The sequence below is a fragment of the Thermorudis peleae genome (assembly GCF_000744775.1).
In the GTDB taxonomy this organism is placed as follows: Bacteria; Chloroflexota; Chloroflexia; order Thermomicrobiales; family Thermomicrobiaceae; genus Thermorudis; species Thermorudis peleae.
Genome location: NZ_JQMP01000001.1, coordinates 72,262 through 89,079 on the forward strand (window position 1 = coordinate 72,262; position 16,818 = coordinate 89,079).

General features: G+C 61.5%; 10 protein-coding genes, 1 tRNA gene and 3 rRNA genes. 7 read left to right on the forward strand and 7 right to left on the reverse strand.

The features are described from left to right. Positions 1–4: 4 nt before the first annotated feature. A complete protein-coding gene (locus tag N675_RS13310; protein ID WP_051913675.1) occupies positions 5–2,224 on the reverse strand; it encodes a 3-hydroxyacyl-CoA dehydrogenase NAD-binding domain-containing protein in 2,220 nt (739 codons plus the stop codon). Continuing rightward, a complete protein-coding gene (locus tag N675_RS00340) occupies positions 2,221–3,816 on the reverse strand; it encodes a long-chain fatty acid--CoA ligase (protein ID WP_038037299.1) in 1,596 nt (531 codons plus the stop codon). Before N675_RS00340 ends, N675_RS13310 begins: the two co-directional genes overlap by 4 nt. A 209-nt stretch (positions 3,817–4,025) precedes the next feature. Here N675_RS00340 and N675_RS00345 point away from each other — a divergent pair, with 209 nt between their 5' ends. After that, positions 4,026–5,423: an aminomethyltransferase family protein gene (locus tag N675_RS00345; protein WP_038037304.1), complete on the forward strand. Its 1,398-nt coding sequence runs from the start codon at positions 4,026–4,028 to the stop codon at positions 5,421–5,423. Between the two features lie 74 nt (positions 5,424–5,497). Next, positions 5,498–6,352 carry an amidohydrolase family protein gene (locus N675_RS00350; protein WP_038037307.1) on the forward strand — a complete coding sequence of 285 codons (855 nt, stop codon included), beginning with the start codon at positions 5,498–5,500 and terminating at the stop codon, positions 6,350–6,352. A 126-nt stretch (positions 6,353–6,478) separates the two neighbouring features. On the opposite strand, the gene N675_RS00355 is transcribed toward N675_RS00350, so the two are convergent. From N675_RS00355 to N675_RS00375, 5 genes are all read right to left on the reverse strand, one after another. After that, positions 6,479–7,636, reverse strand: coding sequence for an aminopeptidase (locus N675_RS00355; protein ID WP_051913676.1), 1,158 nt, complete (start codon positions 7,634–7,636; stop codon positions 6,479–6,481). Between the two features lie 67 nt (positions 7,637–7,703). Further along, positions 7,704–7,775, reverse strand: a tRNA-Met gene (locus tag N675_RS00360). A 21-nt stretch (positions 7,776–7,796) separates the two neighbouring features. Beyond that, a 5S ribosomal RNA gene (gene rrf, locus N675_RS14795) occupies positions 7,797–7,916 on the reverse strand. 94 nt (positions 7,917–8,010) lie between these two features. Continuing rightward, a 23S ribosomal RNA gene (locus tag N675_RS00370) occupies positions 8,011–10,978 on the reverse strand. A 332-nt stretch (positions 10,979–11,310) separates the two neighbouring features. Further along, a 16S ribosomal RNA gene (locus N675_RS00375) occupies positions 11,311–12,828 on the reverse strand. The 16S, 23S and 5S rRNA genes sit together here with 1 tRNA gene alongside, the layout of an rRNA operon. Before the next feature lie 349 nt (positions 12,829–13,177). Between N675_RS00375 and N675_RS00380 the strand changes: the two genes are divergently transcribed. The 5 genes from N675_RS00380 to N675_RS14390 all read left to right on the forward strand — a co-directional run bounded on the left by N675_RS00380 (position 13,178) and on the right by N675_RS14390 (position 16,809). Then, positions 13,178–14,071: a hydroxymethylglutaryl-CoA lyase gene (locus N675_RS00380; RefSeq protein ID WP_038037310.1), complete on the forward strand. Its 894-nt coding sequence runs from the start codon at positions 13,178–13,180 to the stop codon at positions 14,069–14,071. Between the two features lie 62 nt (positions 14,072–14,133). Further along, a complete protein-coding gene (locus N675_RS00385) occupies positions 14,134–14,541 on the forward strand; it encodes a TIGR03667 family PPOX class F420-dependent oxidoreductase (RefSeq protein WP_038037313.1) in 408 nt (135 codons plus the stop codon). 270 nt (positions 14,542–14,811) lie between these two features. Then, complete coding sequence (locus N675_RS00390) at positions 14,812–16,119, forward strand: NADH-ubiquinone oxidoreductase-F iron-sulfur binding region domain-containing protein (protein WP_051913678.1); 1,308 nt, start codon at positions 14,812–14,814, stop codon at positions 16,117–16,119. 2 nt (positions 16,120–16,121) lie between these two features. Then, complete coding sequence (locus N675_RS00395) at positions 16,122–16,391, forward strand: ferredoxin (RefSeq protein WP_051913681.1); 270 nt, start codon at positions 16,122–16,124, stop codon at positions 16,389–16,391. Next, the gene (locus tag N675_RS14390) at positions 16,384–16,809 is read left to right on the forward strand and encodes a hypothetical protein (protein ID WP_038037314.1); all 426 of its coding nucleotides are present in this window, start codon (positions 16,384–16,386) and stop codon (positions 16,807–16,809) included. Before N675_RS00395 ends, N675_RS14390 begins: the two co-directional genes overlap by 8 nt. Positions 16,810–16,818 lie beyond the last annotated feature (9 nt).

Genomic DNA, 16,818 nt, shown 5'->3' on the forward strand with positions numbered 1-16,818 from the left:
CCGCTTATCGCCGTGGTCGTACCTTCTGAAGTGCTGTTGCAGCCTGGCTACGCAGGTTCGGATCATGTAGCATCGCGTGCCACGCTTCCAGTTCAGCAGCCAAGAGGTCGCGTACCGTCGTAGCCGTTCGCAGTGCCGGTGCCATCGTCGCAGCCAATGTCTGCGCGACGGGCGTTTGAGGGAGGCTGGCGAGCAACATATCCAGGTCAGTTGCCGCAGCATGCTTGAGAGGATGGGAGGAAGGTCGGGTTGGGATGCGTGCACCGAGGATCCGTGCGAGTGCTACAGCGTTGTCCAGTAGCCCATCGCGATCGAGCAACACGGCAGCGTTGTGTCCGAGTAGTCCGTCTTGCGCAGCCTCGGCGGCCGAACTAAAGACTGTCTCGTTTGCGCACAGCGTGAGTGCAGCCGTGAGCCACCCACCATGTTCGGGGGGCTGTGCAGCGGGGGGCTCAGTTCGGCCAACGTTGGCTTGCCAGAGCAGGCCAGAAAGCGCGCCGAAGGGATAGAGCCCGTGCGATGCACCGGGAAAACCCACGATGCTCGTAAGGTAAGCGACTGTACCGTCAGCCCAGAGGGTACACATCGTGGCCGCGCCGCGAGCGTCGCCGTCGAGCATAACCACGATTGGCACGGGGATTTCGGCTAGGGCAAGGACAGCGTCATGGACTGTCTTGAGCAGGTGGGTGAACGTCGACCAATGCCCATGTTCGGCTGCATCGATGATTGATTCGTAGGGGTAGCCGGGAGGCTGAAAACTGGGCACAAGTACCAGAGCTGTTGGCCATTGCGCAGTAAGGGCGTGGTCGATTGCCTGGGGAAGGTCAGTAAGGCGCTCGGGGCGTATGGCGATGACATCCTCAGTGAGGGGAAGAATCGACTGTCGTGTCAATACTGTTCGTGTCTGAACCTGGTTAATCCGTCGAGCGACAGGCAGTGTCTGTCGTGAGCGCATGGTGCCAGTTGCTAGGTCAAGCACGCAATCGTCGCGGTAGAACCCACCGGCTTGCTCCGCTGCGTCAAGGAGCGGTGGGGGTGCCTGCCCCGCTTCTGTGATGAGCGAACGGACAGTGGACATGCCAAGCATGTCCATTTGCTGGTAGGGACCAGCTGTCCAGCCGAATCCCCATTCAAGCGCGCAGTCAACAGTGACCAGGTCGTGAGCGACGTCTGGAGTACGGGCAAGGACATACCAGAACGTTCGCCCAAGAAGGTGGCGCACGAACATCCCATAGGGGTCAGGTAGGTGCAGTGCCTGTTGGAGTCGTTGTGGGAATGGCACGGCGGAGGCTTCGACAAGACCTGGGATTGTAGCTGGCTGTGTTGGGCGATCGCCGCCAACTTTGGGATCGAAGGTAAGTGACTGATCACCGTCAGTGCGGAAGAGCCCAGCTCCGGCTTTGTCTCCGAACCGCCCCTGCTGATAGAGGTCGAGCACCCAGGATGGGAGCCGATAGTCATCGCCCGTCGAGGCCTGCAGACTGCGTGTTCCCAGGACAAGGATATCGAGCCCGGTCAGGTCGATTGTCCGGAAGGTCGCTGAACGCGGGCGACCGAGGAGCGGTCCGGTCAAGGCATCGGCTTCCTCGAGGGTTAGCCCAAGCGTATCAGTGAGCTGAATAGCGTGGACGAGGGCATAGATGCCGAAGCGGTTGGCGACGAAGCCCGGGCTACTCTTGACCACGAGCACACGCCGTCCAAGACGCTGCTCAAGAAAGCGTCGTAGACCGTCAAATACATGCTGATCAGCGCCCTCAGGCAAGGCTGCGAGTTCTGTCAGCAGGAGAGCACGCGGGGGATTAAAGAAATGCGTGGCAAAGAAGCGCGCACGCCATGCTGGTGTCTCGTGAGGCAGCAACTGCTCGAGAGGAAAGGTCGATGTATTGGTGGTAAGGATTGTTGTTGGTGGGAGGATACTCGCGAGCTGTTGAAACAGGCTTCGCTTTGCTTCCAGGTCTTCGATAATGGCTTCAAGCACCCAGTCGCACGTGGCTAGGAGGTCAAGATTGTCCTCGATATTGCCAACCTGGATCCGGTCGATTGCCCTTGGATCGAGTAGGGCGCGCTGGGCACGAGCACGTTCGAGCCCACGACGGGCTGGGCCAGCTGGATCATCTGGATCACGAACATCAAGTAACACGACCGAGATGCCAGCCGAGGCGGCGAGCCCAGCAATGGCTGCCCCCATCGAACCAGCACCGATAACACCAAGCCGCTGAATCACGTGCGTTCCTCCCACTTCCAGTCACGATACTGTTCACGGAGTACCATCTTGGCGAGTTTTCCGGTTGAAGTTTTGGGAATTTCTGAGACAAAGACAATTGCATCGGGGATCCACCAGCGCACGACGTAGTTCTGCAGGTAAGCACGGAGTTCGTCTGCGGTCACCGAATGCCCTGGGCGCAGGACGACAAGCGCAAGTGGCCGTTCTTGCCAGCGTTTGTGTGGAATCCCGATAACCGCTGCTTCAGCGACCGCAGGATGTTTCAACAGAGCGTCCTCGAGCGCAATTGTGCTAATCCATTCTCCCCCAGACTTGATAAGGTCTTTGGCGCGGTCAACGATCTTGACATACCCTTGTTCATCGATCACGGCGATATCGCCAGTGCGCAACCAGCCATCGACAAACGATGCTGGTTGTTCGTCGCGATAGTAGGCATCGGCGATCCAAGGACCGCGGACGAGGAGTTCTCCCAGGGTCTGGCCGTCCCAGGGAGCATCATGACCATCAAAGGTGAGTACCCGGGCCTCAACAAATGGAGCTGGCATGCCCTGTTTAACCATCCAGGCATATCGTTCCTCGGTAGGCAACGAGGCCAGCTTGACGTGAGACTGGAGGCCGAGCAAGACTTCACTCATTCCCCAGCCATGAATGACAGTTATGCCGAATGCTTCAAGCCGGCGGATAAGCGCCTCCGGGGCAGCGCTACCACCAATGATCGCACGCAATCGCGGCGAGAGGTGCCAGGCGTGTGGCTGTTGCTCGAGCAGGTTAGCAATATCGTGCCAGACTGTTGGCACACCGGCGGCGAAGGTGCCCTGTTCTTCGGCAAGCAGCGTGAGGAGGTCGAGTGCTTGGGGGTGGGGGCCAGGTAAGACAATCGTTGAGCCAACAGCCAGGGCAGCGTAGGGCAGGGCCCAACCAGCGACATGAAACATCGGCACGGAAAAGAGGATGCAGTCATCTTGGCTGACCGCGAACGTAATTGTCGAGGTCAATGCCAACGCGGCAAGTGCGAGCTGCCCATGGGTGTAGAGCACCCCTTTGGGGCGGCCAGTAGTCCCCGACGTGTAGAGCAAGAAGGCTGGCGTGCTCGCTGATGCTGGGAAGAGCTCCGTAAGGGATGGTGTGGCAGTAGCCAGCATGCTTTCATAGCTTAGGGTGTTGGCCTGGTGAGCAGCTTCTCCAACAACAATGACATGCTCCAGCGTGACTTCGTGACGAAATGCTTCGTAGAGCGGCAGTAACGAGGCGTCGACAAGGAGCACACGATCCTGCGCATGGTTCACGATGTAAGCAAGCTCATTGGGATGAAGGCGGAGATTTAAGGTATGGCAGATCGCGCCGATCATCGGAATAGCAAGATAGGCTTCAAGATGCGCACTGTTATTCCAGAGGAGCGTCGCCACGCGGTCGCCCGGCTTCACCCCCAATTGTTGGAGAGCGTGAGCCAGCCGTAGAGCACGCTCAGTGAGCGTTTGATACGTCATCCGGCGATGTGGGCCAGCACCTATCCGTTCAACGATGATATGGTCGGGAAAGTAGCGGGCAGCACGGGTAAAGACATGATGCACCGTGAGCGTATCAAGGTTCATCGGCTGCTTACCTCCACCGCAGCATTGATCCTCCTGGCCGGTGTAAGCAATGGGAACGAGCTGCCAGTTTCTTGCTCCAATACTTACGTGGTGTACTGCGGGGGAACAATCCGTGCTTTCAGGATAGCTGAACTTCGAGTGTGCGTGAATCCCCGGCCGTTGCTAGACTGCGCCTCGGTTGACAACGGTTCATAGCGGGAGCATGAGCAATGGCAGAACAGAGTCTTCAAGCGCTTCTCGACCGCGCGGGCGCAATTCAGCCGTTCCTCTATAACAATCCGACAGGAGCACGAGTCTATCCAGTCGTTCCACCGGAGTTTACGAACTGGCGCGACGAACAGCATGCCTGGCGGGAAACCGTCTGTCTCTTCGATCTTTCTTACCATATGACTGATCTCTTTCTGTGGGGGCCAGATGCCTTTTCGTTGCTTGCCCGGTTAGCGGTCAATTCCTTTACCGGGTTTGCACCTGGGCAGGCCAAGCAACTCGTCTGTGTGACACCGGACGGGTATCTCATCGGCGATGGCATCTTGTTCTACCTGGAAGATGGAACGTTTCAGATTGTTGGCCGTCCTTCGCTCCATAACTGGATCCAGTATCATGCAGCGACAAGTGGGGCTGCTGTGAGCTGGGAACGAGATGAGTGGTCAGTGACTGACCCTCAGCGTCCGCGAAAGACGTATCGCTTCCAGGTGCAGGGCCCTCATGCCCAGCTGCTACTCGAGCGGTTGCTTGGAGGCACGATCCCGGACGTGCCTTTCTTCCATTTCACGCGGGTGAACATTGCAGGCCATACCGTTGGCATGCTCCACCATGGCATGGCTGGTGTAGCCGGCGCGGAGTTTTTCGGACCGTTCGCCGAAGGGCCTGCTGTCAAGGCAGCAATCCTGGAAGCCGGTAAAGATTTGGGCCTGCGGCAAGTCGGCTCTCGCGCCTATGCGACTAACGGCTTAGAGTCGGGTTGGATTCCTAATCCCCTCCCTGCAATCTACACCGGTGACGAGCTTCGTCCCTATCGCGGATGGTTGCCGGCCACGAGTTACGAAGCCGTAGGCTCACTCGGCGGTAGCTTCGTTTCGCCGGATATTACTGACTACTATCTGACGCCCTGGGATCTCGGCTATGGACGTTTGGTCAAGTTCGATCATGATTTCGTTGGTCGGGCTGCACTGGAGCGGCTGGCGAACCAACCGCATCGCAAGAAGGTGACTTTGGTGTGGGATCCAGATGAGGCGGTGAGGGTCATTGGCAGTCTCTTCACCAAGCCCAAAGGTGAGCGATATAAGTACTTTGATCTCCCATTGGCTCAATACGCGACCTGGATGTACGATGCCGTGCTCGATGATGCCGGTAAGGTCGTGGGCTTCTCAATGTGGACAGGCTTTAGTTCGAACGAGGAACGGGTTCTGTCACTGGCAACTGTCGACGCCGCTGTTGCAACAGTGGGGACACGGCTCCGTATTGTGTGGGGTGAGCCCAACGGCGGTTCACGGAAGCCCTCGGTTGAACGACATGTCCAGACCGAGGTCGCCGTAACCGTTGGCCCAGCGCCATATGCTGAGCCAGCGCGTCAGTACCGCGCGACAGTCGCACGTCGGCGGGCATAGACCACGTCAGAGCATGTTTTGCTCCTGGAGTGAGCACTAGGCATGGCGTGGAATAGGTAGGGGAAGGTATAACTGTGACACTGCGCGACATTGTGTTTGTTGATATTCATGTTCATGTTCGTACTGGTGATCATGCTCGGCTGGAACATGATCCATATGTGATGCAGAATCCCGAGGGCCTGAGTGATCAGCCTGACGTGATGGCCGAAATGTATCGCGAACTCGGTGGTATGGCAGTCATCTTCGATATTGACGATGAAACGCGGACGGGATTGCGAGCCTCCAACGACGAAATTGCTGGCTGGGTCAAGAAGTATCCGGACGTATTTATCGGATTTGGAACGGTCGATCCGTGGAAGGGAGTGCAAGCGCTCCGGGAAGTCGAGCATTGTGCTGCTCTTGGGCTTAAGGGCATCAAGTTTCACCCAGCTGTCCAGGACTTCGCGCCGAATGATCCGCGCTTTTTCTCGTTGTGGGAGACGTGTACACGGCTTGGTCTTGCGGTGCTCTTCCACACGGGGACGACTATGGCGGGAGCCGGTCAGCCAGGGGGCGGTGGACTGCGCCTCGAGTATGGCCGACCGATCCCGTACATTGACGACATTGCGGCACGGTTTCCGGAACTCCGGATTATTATGGCGCACCCTGCCTGGCCATGGCATGAGGAACAACTCGCCGTCCTGCGGCATAAACCCAACGTTTATATGGATCTGTCGGGGTGGGCACCGAAATATATTCCCCCAAGTGTCATCCAGTATGCCAATAGCTTGGTGCAGGACAAGGTGTTCTTTGGTTCAGATTTCCCGATGCTTTCTCCGCAGCGCTGGTTACGCGAATTTGCTGAATTGCCAATCAAGGAGAGTGTGCGGCCCAAAATCCTACGTGATAACGCGCTACGTTTCCTCGGCCTGATGCCAGCAGAATCGTGAGCAATCATTCGGAGGAGTAGGCATGACCCGCCGCTGCCCTCGCGCTGTTGACGTGAACGGGCAATAAGCAGTGCCTGCTCCTCCGTCCGCAGGACAGATTGCCCCGGCGCATAGATAGAGGAGCACCTATGGCGCTACAGGGGCGTCAGGCGGTAGTGTCCATGGGTCTTCGCCGAGGTCCGGTAGTTGGAATTGCCCGTTTTTGAGAAGGAGGATGTCGTCTACCCATACTTCGCCACCATGCCGGAGATCGCAGATCAGATCCCAGTGGATAGCGCTGCGATTTTGCGAGCCCGTGTCTGGGTAGCCTGACCCGAGGGCGAGATGGATTGTCCCGCCCATTTTTTCGTCGAGCAGGATAATGCCAGTAAATCGATCGATTGCCCGGTTTGTACCGAAAGCAAACTCACCAACATATCGTGCGCCTTCGTCCGTTGCCAGCATCGCATCGAGTGCAGCCTGATTCTGCCGTGCTTCAGCAGAAACAACACGGCCATGCTCGAAGCGGAGGCGCACATCGGCAACGAGTTGGCCGCGGATAATCGTGGCATAGGCAAAGCGAATGGTTCCTTCAACGGATGTCTCGATCGGTCCGGTAAAGACTTCGCCACTTGGAAAGTTTCGATGACCGTCGGAGTTGATCCATCGTCGACCATCCACTCGCAGACGCAAATCAGTATCTGGGCCGAGGACCCGAATTTCACGATGTGGAGTCAGCCAGGCAATGAGGCGTTCTTGATAGGCTGAGACAGCGCGCCACCGTTCGGCTGGATTGGGGGTATCGAGGAGGGCAGCGCGAGCAAAGAAATCTTCATACACTGGCAGCGACATGCTTGCCTCTTGTGCGTAGGCATGCGTCGGAAAGAGCGTACTGGTCCAGCGCAGTGTACCGGCTGCTGCGCGGTCGAGGAACTGTTGGTGGAGGGCTGCACGTGCCTGGGCATATCGCTGCTGACGAGCGGGGTCGAGATGGCTCAGTGCGCGTGTGTTTTCAGCTGCCCCAATGCGCAACCATGCGTCGGCGAGTTCTGGGCCGATGCGCTCAAGGGGGGTAATCGTTTGGAGCTGTTCATCTGAGCCGAGGGTGAGGAGCAACTCGAGGGTTTCTGGCAACTCAACAAACAGGCTTGGATAGGCGCCGCGCTCGAGTGCCCGGCGATAGGTAGCGGTGAGGAGTGGTCGCGCAAGTGGTGGGCCGCTGATGAGCACAGTATCGCCTGCCTGCACGTTGAGTGCGTAATCGATGAGGACCGTTGCAAAGCGGGTAAGCCGTTCACCGTCCATCTGCGCTGCCCCTTGCATCTGTTACGAAAACGCGAAGCCGCCGTGAGGGGATGCCTCACGGCGGCGGTAGCGGGGGTGGGATTCGAACCCACGACCTCCGGGTTATGAGCCCGGCGAGCTGCCGCTGCTCCACCCCGCGCCACTGGCTGGAGGTGGGGTGTGCGCGCAGCGGCCTCGCCTCCCACGCGGTCCCCCGCGCAGTACTCTCCGGCGCTGGCGTCGGGCACGACCCGGTTCGGGATGGTTCGGGGTGGAATCGACGCCGCTCTCGGCCACGCGCACACCGCACCCCCAGCCAACATCGTCGTTGCACGCATCTGCACCCACCATCCAGTGTCGTGCTGGCCTTCCGCCGCCGAAGGATGTCAGGTGCCAGGGACTGGCCTCGGCCATGAGGGCGGCTCAGCTCCGGTCGGTTACCCGCCGTCCACCTGCCGCCTCGCTACCGGGTCATCTCCCCGGGGCCTTACTCCCGTATGGGATGGGACGGCTCATCTTGGGGCAGGCTTCCCGCTTAGATGCCGTCAGCGGTTATCCCTGCCGGACCTGGCTACCCAGCGCTGCCGGTCGGCCGACAACTGGCACACCAGCGGTCCGTCCAGCCCGGTCCTCTCGTACTAGGGCCAGCCCCCCGCAACCGTCCCGCGCCCGCGGCGGATAGAGACCGAACTGTCTCACGACGTTCTGAACCCAGCTCGCGTGCCGCTTTAATGGGCGAACAGCCCAACCCTTGGGACCTCCTCCAGCCCCAGGATGCGACGAGCCGACATCGAGGTGCCAAACCGGGCCGTCGATGGGAACTCTCGGGCCCGATCAGCCTGTTATCCCCGGGGTAGCTTTTATCCGTTGCTCCATGGCCCTTCCACCCGGCGCCATGGGGTCACTAGGCCCGCCTTTCGGCCCTGCTCGGGGTGTCTCCCTCGCAGTCAAGCCCCCTTGCTGCCCTTGCACGCTCCGGCCGATTGCCCTCCGGCCTGAGGGGACCATTGGGCGCCTCCGTTACCCTTTAGGAGGCGACCGCCCCAGTCAAACTCCCCACCAGCCACCGTCCCCAGCGGCGCTCCCGCCGCCTGGGTGAGCGCGCCGGCCCGGCCAGGGTGGTATCTCACCGCCGGCTCCACGGGACCTGGCGGCCCCGCTTCTCCGCCTCCCACCTATCCTGCACAGGCCCGGCCCGCACGCGATGGCAAGCTGGAGTCAAGCTCCACGGGGTCTTTTTGTCCCGCCGCGGGTCGTCCGCATCTGCACGGACTCTGCAGTTTCACCGGGCCCCCCGTCGAGACAGCGCCCAGGTCGTGACGCCTTTCGTGCGGGTCGGAACTTACCCGACAAGGAATTTCGCTACCTTAGGACCGTCAGAGTTACGGCCGCCGTTCACCGGGGCTTCCCTTCGGGGCTCATCACCCCTCCGGTTCACCTTCCGGCACTGGGCAGGCGTCAGCCCCGATACGTCGGCTTTCCGCCTTCGCCGAGACCTGTGTTTTTGGTAAACAGTCGCCTGGGCCCCTTCGCTGCAACCCCCTCGGGCTCCTCACCCTACCGGGGCCCCCCTTCTCCCGAAGTTACGGGGGCAACTTGCCGAGTTCCTTGACGGGGGCTCACCCGCCCACCTCGGTCTCCTCGACCAGCCGACCCGTGTCGGTTTGCGGTACGGACGCACCAGGCCCTCACGGCGAGGCTTTTCGCGGCAGCGCCCCACGCCCGCTCGGTGGAGGGATCGCTCCCTCCCCTCGCCCTCGCGGCTCAGGGTCCCGCCACCCGGGCTTTCCCTCAGGTGGCCCCCTACCCCGCTTCGACGGCCCCTGCGGCCGCCGGACGCTTCGCACTGCGTCCCCCGCCGCTCCAACCGGACCTGCTGCGGGGCCGGAATCTTCACCGGCTGTCCCTCGCCTACGGCTCCTGCCCTCAGCTGAGGCCCGCCTCACCCGCAGCTGACGAGCATCGCTGCGGAACCCTTCGGCTTCCGGTGGGACGGATTCTCACCGTCCGCTCACGCTACTCGTGCCGGCATTCGCACTCGGCGCCGCTCCAGCACGGTTCCCACCGCACCTTCCCCGCTGACGCCGACGCTCCCCTACCGCTGCAGCGCACCACGCCCTGCAGCCCGCGGCTTCGGTGGTGGGCTTCGCCCCGTTCCATTGTCGGCGCACGGGCACTCGACCAGTGAGCTGTTACGCACTCTTTCAAGGATGGCTGCTTCTAAGCCAACCTCCTGGCTGTCTGCGCGCCCGCACCTCCTTGCCCACTCAGCCCACCTTCGGGACCTTAGCCGGCGGTCTGGGCTGTTCCCCTCTCGACCCAGGACCTTGTCGCCCCAAGTCTCACTCCCGGCGCTCCAGCCATGACCTTCGGCGATTGACGCGGCTTGGTAGGCTCCGCGCCCCCGCACCGCACCAGCGCCCTACCGCCATGGCTTGCCCGCCAAGGCTGACCCTCAAGCCATTTCGGGGAGAACCAGCTATCTCCGAGCTCGCTTGGCATTTCACCCCTACCCCCAGCTCCTCCGAGCCCTTTGCCACGGACACCGGTTCGGCCCTCCACGCCGGTCTTCCCAGCGCTTCAGCCTGGCCAGGGGTAGCTCGCCCGGTTTCGGGTCGGCCGCCCGCGACTCTGCGCCCTCTGCGGACTCGCTTGCGCTCCGGCTTCGGGTGCCCCTCCCTTCGCCTCGCCACGAACGGCCACTCGCCGGCTCATGCTCCAATAGGCACGCCGTCACCTGCTCACCACAGGCTCCGACCGCCTGGGGGCGCGTGGTTTCAGGCGCTCTTTCACCCCCCTCGCCGGGGTCCTTTTCACCGGTCCCTCACGGTACTCGTCCACTATCGGTCGGCTGGGGTGCTGAGCCTTGGAGAGTGGTCTCCCCTGCTTCCTGCCGGGGTCCTCGTGCCCGGCAGTACTCGCGCACCCATCCCGGAGCCGCTGCGCCACCGCCTACGGGACTCTCACCCTCTCCGGTCGCGCCTTCCAGCCGCGTTCGGCTAGCCCAGCGGTTGCTCACTCCGTGCTCGGTCCGCTGCCCAAGCCCGATGGGCCGCACAACCCCGCACCAGCTTCCGGCCAGCGGGCCACCTAGCTCGTGCGGTTTGGGCTCTGCCCGTTTCGCTCGCCACTACTCCGGGCCTGCCTCTCGCTTCCTCGGGGTACTGAGATGTTTCACTTCCCCCGGTGCCCTCCTCCACCACCGTGGAGGCGCCCAGACTCCTCGCCTGGGCAGGTTGCCCCATTCGGATACCCCCGGATCTCCGCTCGCCCGCAGCTCCCCGGGGCGTTTCGCCGCTCGGCCGCGTCCTTCCTCGGCCCCAGCCGCCAAGGCATCCACCACGCGCCCTCCTCACCCAGTCCCTGGACGCCTGACATCCTCCGCACCGGAAGAGCCAGCACGACACGGGACAGTAGGTGCAGATGCGTACAACGACGTTCCTCGTTTGGTAAGGTGCCAACGTCGCCCATCATGCGACCTTGACCCCTGGGGTGTGATTTGCCTGCGGTGCCCACTGTGTTGGCACGACGGTGTGACGACTCCGGTGTGTGAGTGGTCCTAGGGCAGACCCTCCACCGGCATCCCCGCCGGCTTCTTCAGGCCCCCACGCGACCACCGCCACCCCGTCCCAGTGCAGCCCGCACCTGCGCCACACCGGTTGACCCAGAAGCTGAGCATCCACCCAGCTCCCTAGAAAGGAGGTGATCCAGCCGCACCTTCCGGTACGGCTACCTTGTTACGACTTCGTCCCAATCACCCGCCCCACCCTCGACGGCTGCCCCCCACTTCCGTGGGTTAGCCCACCGGCTTCAGGTGGAGCCGGCTTTCGTGACGTGACGGGCGGTGTGTACAAGGCCCGGGAACGTATTCACCGCCGTATGGCTGACCGGCGGTTACTAGCAACTCCGCGTTCACGCAGGCGGGTTGCAGCCTGCGATCCCCACCACGGCCGGGTTTGCGGGATTGGCTCCAGGTCGCCCCTTGGCCGCCCATTGTCCCGACCACTGTAGCGTGTGTGTCGCCCAGGGCGTCAGGGCCATGCGGACTTGACGTCATCCCCTCCTTCCTCCGGGTTGCGCCCGGCAGTCGGGCCAGACACCCGCGTAACTGGCCCCGAGGGTTGCGCTCGTTGCGGGACTTAACCCAACACCTCACGGCACGAGCTGACGACAGCCATGCAGCACCTGTGACCTCGCTCCCTGCAAGCAGGGCACCCCAGCGTTTCCGCCAGGTCCGAGGCCATGTCAAGCCCTGGTAAGGTTCTGCGCGTTGCGTCGAATTAAACCACACGCTCCGCTGCTTGTGCGGGCCCCCGTCAATTCCTTTGAGTTTTAGCCTTGCGGCCGTACTCCCCAGGCGGCGGGCTTACTGCGTGAGCGCCGGCACAGAGCGGGTCAACACGCCCCACACCTCGCCCGCATCGTTGACTGCGTGGACTACCCGGGTATCTAATCCGGTTCGCTCCCCACGCCTTCGCGCCTCAGCGTCAGGTACGGGCCAGCGGGCCGCCTTCGCCACCGGTGTTCCTCCCGAGCTCTACGCATTTCACCGCTACACCGGGAATTCCACCCGCCTCTCCCGCCCTCGAGCCAGACCGTCCCGCGCGACCCTCCCCGGTTGAGCCGGGGGCTTTCACGCGCGGCGCGCCCAGCCGCCTACGCGCCCTTTACGCCCAGTGACTCCGGGCAACGCTCGCCCCCTCCGTCTTACCGCGGCTGCTGGCACGGAGTTAGCCGGGGCTTGCTCCGAGGGTACCGTCACTGCCTTCGCCCCCCCGAACAGGAGTTTACACCCCGCAGGGCGTCGTCCTCCACGCGGCGTCGCTCCGTCAGGGTTGCCCCCATTGCGGAAGATTCCCTGCTGCTGCCTCCCGTAGGAGTCGGGGCCGTGTCCCAGTCCCCGTGTGGCTGGCCGTCCTCTCAGACCAGCGACCCGTCATCGCCACGGTGCGCCGTTACCACACCGTCGAGCTGATAGGCCGCAGGGCCCTCCCAGCGCGACCGTCCGGCCTTTCCTCCCCCAGCCTACCACCAGAGGAGCGTATGCGGGATTAGCCCCAGTTTCCCAGGGTTGTCCCCCACGCCAGGGCAGGTTCCCCACGTGTTCCGCACCCGTCCGCCACGGTCGACCGCTTCCGCGGCTCCCGTCCGACTTGCATGCATTAGGCACGCCGCCAGCGTTGTCCCTGAGCCAGGATCAAACTCTCCACCACCTCAACCAGAACGCCAGAAGACTCTGGCGTTTTGCTTTCTTCACAGATTCGCCATGCCAGTCCACCGCATCACCGCGCTGGTCTGGCAGGCCCAGGCACCGACAGGCAAACCACACCTCAGTTGTCAAAGTGCATGAAGCGGCGACTTCGTGTCACACGCCAGCTCACTCGCACAGTATAGTGCGTGTTCATGTGCGCGTCAAGTGGTGTGCTGGCTTGCAACTCGCTCGCTTGCGGCGCCCGCTCTCGCGCCGCGCAAGCTCATAGTCTACGTATCCGCTGTCTGGTTGTCAAGGGGGATCGCGCGCTATCGTTACAGTGCATGCCGCACGAGGGAAAGGAGGCAACGATGTCAGGACTTCGTGAGCCGTGCGCGGTCACGGTGGTTGAGGTGGGACCGCGAGATGGGCTGCAGAACGAGGCGGCAGTCGTGCCAACTGACATCAAAGTGGCCTTCATCAACGCACTGAGTGATGCTGGTTTCCCAGTGATTGAGTGCACAAGCTTTGTCAGTCCAAAAGCTGTACCGCAGTTGGCCGATGCAGAGGATGTTATGCGGCAGCTTCGTCGCCGTCCGGGGACGCGCTATCTGGTACTGGTGCCGAATGAGCGAGGGCTCGATCGGGCGTTGGCTGTCGGCTGTGATGCCATTGCGCTCTTTACCGCGGCGTCCGAGGCGTTTTCAGAGGCTAACGTTCATGCCTCGATTGCCGAGACGTTCACCCGATTTCAGCCGGTTGCTACCCGGGCCCAGCAACTCGGCCTCTGGATGCGCGGGTATGTCTCGACAGCATTTTGGTGTCCCTATGCCGGACGCGTCCTGCCCGAGCAGGTGATGCCGGTTGTCCTGCGGCTGTTTGAACTTGGCTGCGCGGAGGTCGCCCTGGCCGACACCATTGGGCGTGCCTCACCAGATGAGGTTGCGCAATTGCTCGATGTTGTGCTGCGTGAGGTTCCGGCCGAGCGACTCGCTTTGCATTTCCATGATACGAATGGGCTGGCGCGGGCAAATATTCGCGTTGGTCTCACCTATGGTATCCGGGTATTCGACGGTTCAGTTGGTGGGCTGGGTGGCTGCCCCTTTGCCCCAGGCGCGCCCGGCAACGTTGCAACTGAGGCAGTCTTAGATGAACTCGATGCAGCAGGCTGCACTCACGGCATCGATCGAGCAGCGCTCGTACGTGCCCGTACGCTGCTTGCAACGGCATTGCCGACAGTGAGCCACCGTACCGCTTCTGTCTAGATGCTTGCCAGCATGTTGCGCGTGTGCTAGACTCTCTGACTCTGATCGGAAGGGGAGGGTGTATGGTGACCCACTATCCTCCAGTAGTGCTTCGACAGCTTGCCGAGGAGCCGGTCATTTGGCTGGCGACGGTGCGTGCTGATGGCCAGCCTCAGGTCGTGCCAGTCTGGTTCCTCTGGGATGGGCAGCACATCTTGATCTATTCGTTGCCGAATAGTCAGAAGGTGCGAAATATCCGTCAAAATCCACGCGTCTCAGTGCACTTCAATAGTGATCCTTGGGCGAATCAAGTGACGCGTCTGGATGGCATGGCAGAGCTCGTCGAAAATCCACCCCTGGCGACGTCTGTGTCAGAGTACTTAGCGAAGTATCACGATGGCATTATGCGGATTGGCATGACACCGGATTCGTTCGCTACTACCTATAGCACGCTCATTCGCGTCCGCCCTACCCATCTCGTCCACTGGTAGAGTGTTGCGCTTGCCTCTTGCGACAGGAGGCCCGCGGTACCAGCTGGCCTCCTGTCGCATACTGTGCCGCCGTGTAGCTTGTGTTAGTTCTACCGTGCAGTACGGCTTCGCTCGCGCACTGGGTGTATTCTCCTCTGGACTAGGATAACCACCCTGTTCTCAGCAAATTCTTATGGTGCTCTCAGCATGTCCCAAGCTCATGCTCCTACGCTGGAGTGTAGCTGGGCTGGAGTAGCCCAGCTCGGAAGCGAAAGGAGACGAGCATACGGGATGGTTACGACAGTATCACTTCACTCAATGACAGCAGTATCCGAGCATGAACGACCACTCGTTATGCCGCGAGTGCTGCGACCACACCTTCAGGAGACAGAATCTCTTGAACAGTACCTCCAGTCTGGTGGCTATACACTCGAGGCGTGGAGCCGCTCGCCAGACGAGATTATCACGCTTATCACAGCAAGCGGGCTGCGCGGTCGGAGTGGATCAGGCTTCCCCACAGGGACCAAATGGCGCACTGTCGCCCTTCAGCCAGGTCGCAAGGTTGTGCTGATAAACGCGGCGGAGTCAGAGCCAGCGAGTCGCAAGGATCGCACGCTGCTCCTCACACGCCCACATCTGGTACTCGAAGGCGCGCTTCTCGCGGCGTATGCAGTCGGCGCTGACACGCTGATGTTCTACACACATGACCCTGCGATAGCGCAGACAGCCGACGCAGCCTGGCATGAGTTAAAGCAGTCTGGTGCGAAGTTGCCGACCTGGCGGACAATCGTCGGCCCAGCACGCTATGTCGCTGGGGAGGCGAGTGCGGCGGTGAACTTCATCAATGGCCATGCTGCCAAACCGACGAGCAAGCCTCCTCGGCCTCACGAGCGCGGTGTGAATGGTCGGCCAACGCTCGTCCAGAACGTTGAGACCTTCGCCCATGCTGCGCTTATTGTGCGTAACGGACCAGCCTGGTTCCGATCCGTTGGGACGGATGAGTTGCCAGGGACAATCCTGCTGACCCTGAACGGAGCGCTGCGGCGCACAGGAGTTGTGGAGGTACCAAGTGGAGTAGCCCTCCGTGATGTGCTCGAGATGCTTGGTTGTGGCATGCCACACGGTGTTCAGGCTGTGTTACCAGGCGGGTACTTTAGCGGGTGGCTCCCTGCAGAGGCGTTGCACCAGGGTGTTGCTCTCACACCAAGCAGCCTAGGTGCGTGGGGTAGCGATCTGGGCTGTGCCGCGATTACCGTCGTGCCAGAGACGGTATGTGGGCTCTGGCAGGCAGCGCGCCTGCTGCGCTTCTTTGCCGATGAATCTGCACGGCAATGCGGGCCATGTACGTTTGGAACGGCTGCTATGGCTGACCTCATGGAGCGCCTTGCACGTGGAGAAGGTCGATCGGACGACGTTGAGCGCCTGCGCCACTATGCCGAGCACGTCCTGCCAAAGCGTGGTGCGTGCGGCCATCTTGACGGCGCGACGATCGCCGTTCGAACAGCATTGCAGGTCTTTCAAGATGATCTTGCGCGGCACCTGCGCTATGGCACGTGTGGCCGACCGCTGCGCAGCGTGTTGCCAGGATTGGAGGACTAGCCATGACGAAGCGGCTCCGTCTGCGCATTGACCCGATTCGATGCACGGCGTTCGGCTTTTGTGCCGAGCTTTGTCCAGAACTCTTCGACCTCGATGAATGGGGATATGCCTGGCTGAAAGCAGCTGAAGTGGATGTTGAAGCAGCCGCGCTTGTACGTCAGGTTGCTGCATGCTGCCCGCGCCGGGCCATCCTCATTGAAGAAGTGCCCGACCCCGAAGACATCGACCAACCAGTCATGAACACGCAAATCAAGGAGGGAAGCCATGCGTGAGCCAATGGCAACCCCACCGGTGTCGCCGTTCTGGAATGCCGGTGATCAACAGCGTCGTGCGCTTGCGGCACGCATTCGCACACTCCGTTCCTGGCTGATTGCTGGGAGCCTTGTCGGAACAGTCGTATTCACTGCTGCGGCCGCGCACCATACCGAGACAAATGGGCCGACAACGCCGGCATCGATTGTCACGACGACAGAGAGTCGATCGGCAAGCAGGCATTTCTTCGCCGGTCAGACAACGGCACCAGGTGTGGCCACGAAGAGGTCCCATGAATCAGAGAATGAGCAGGAATCAGACGACGAGCATCCACGCTGGAGCCAGAGCACGACAGGCAATGGCGCATGGTTCTTCTCCTCATCTGGCTCATCTGGTCCGTCGTTCTTCTCGAATCGTTCGACGAGCCGATCCTCGTAGGGGGCGCAC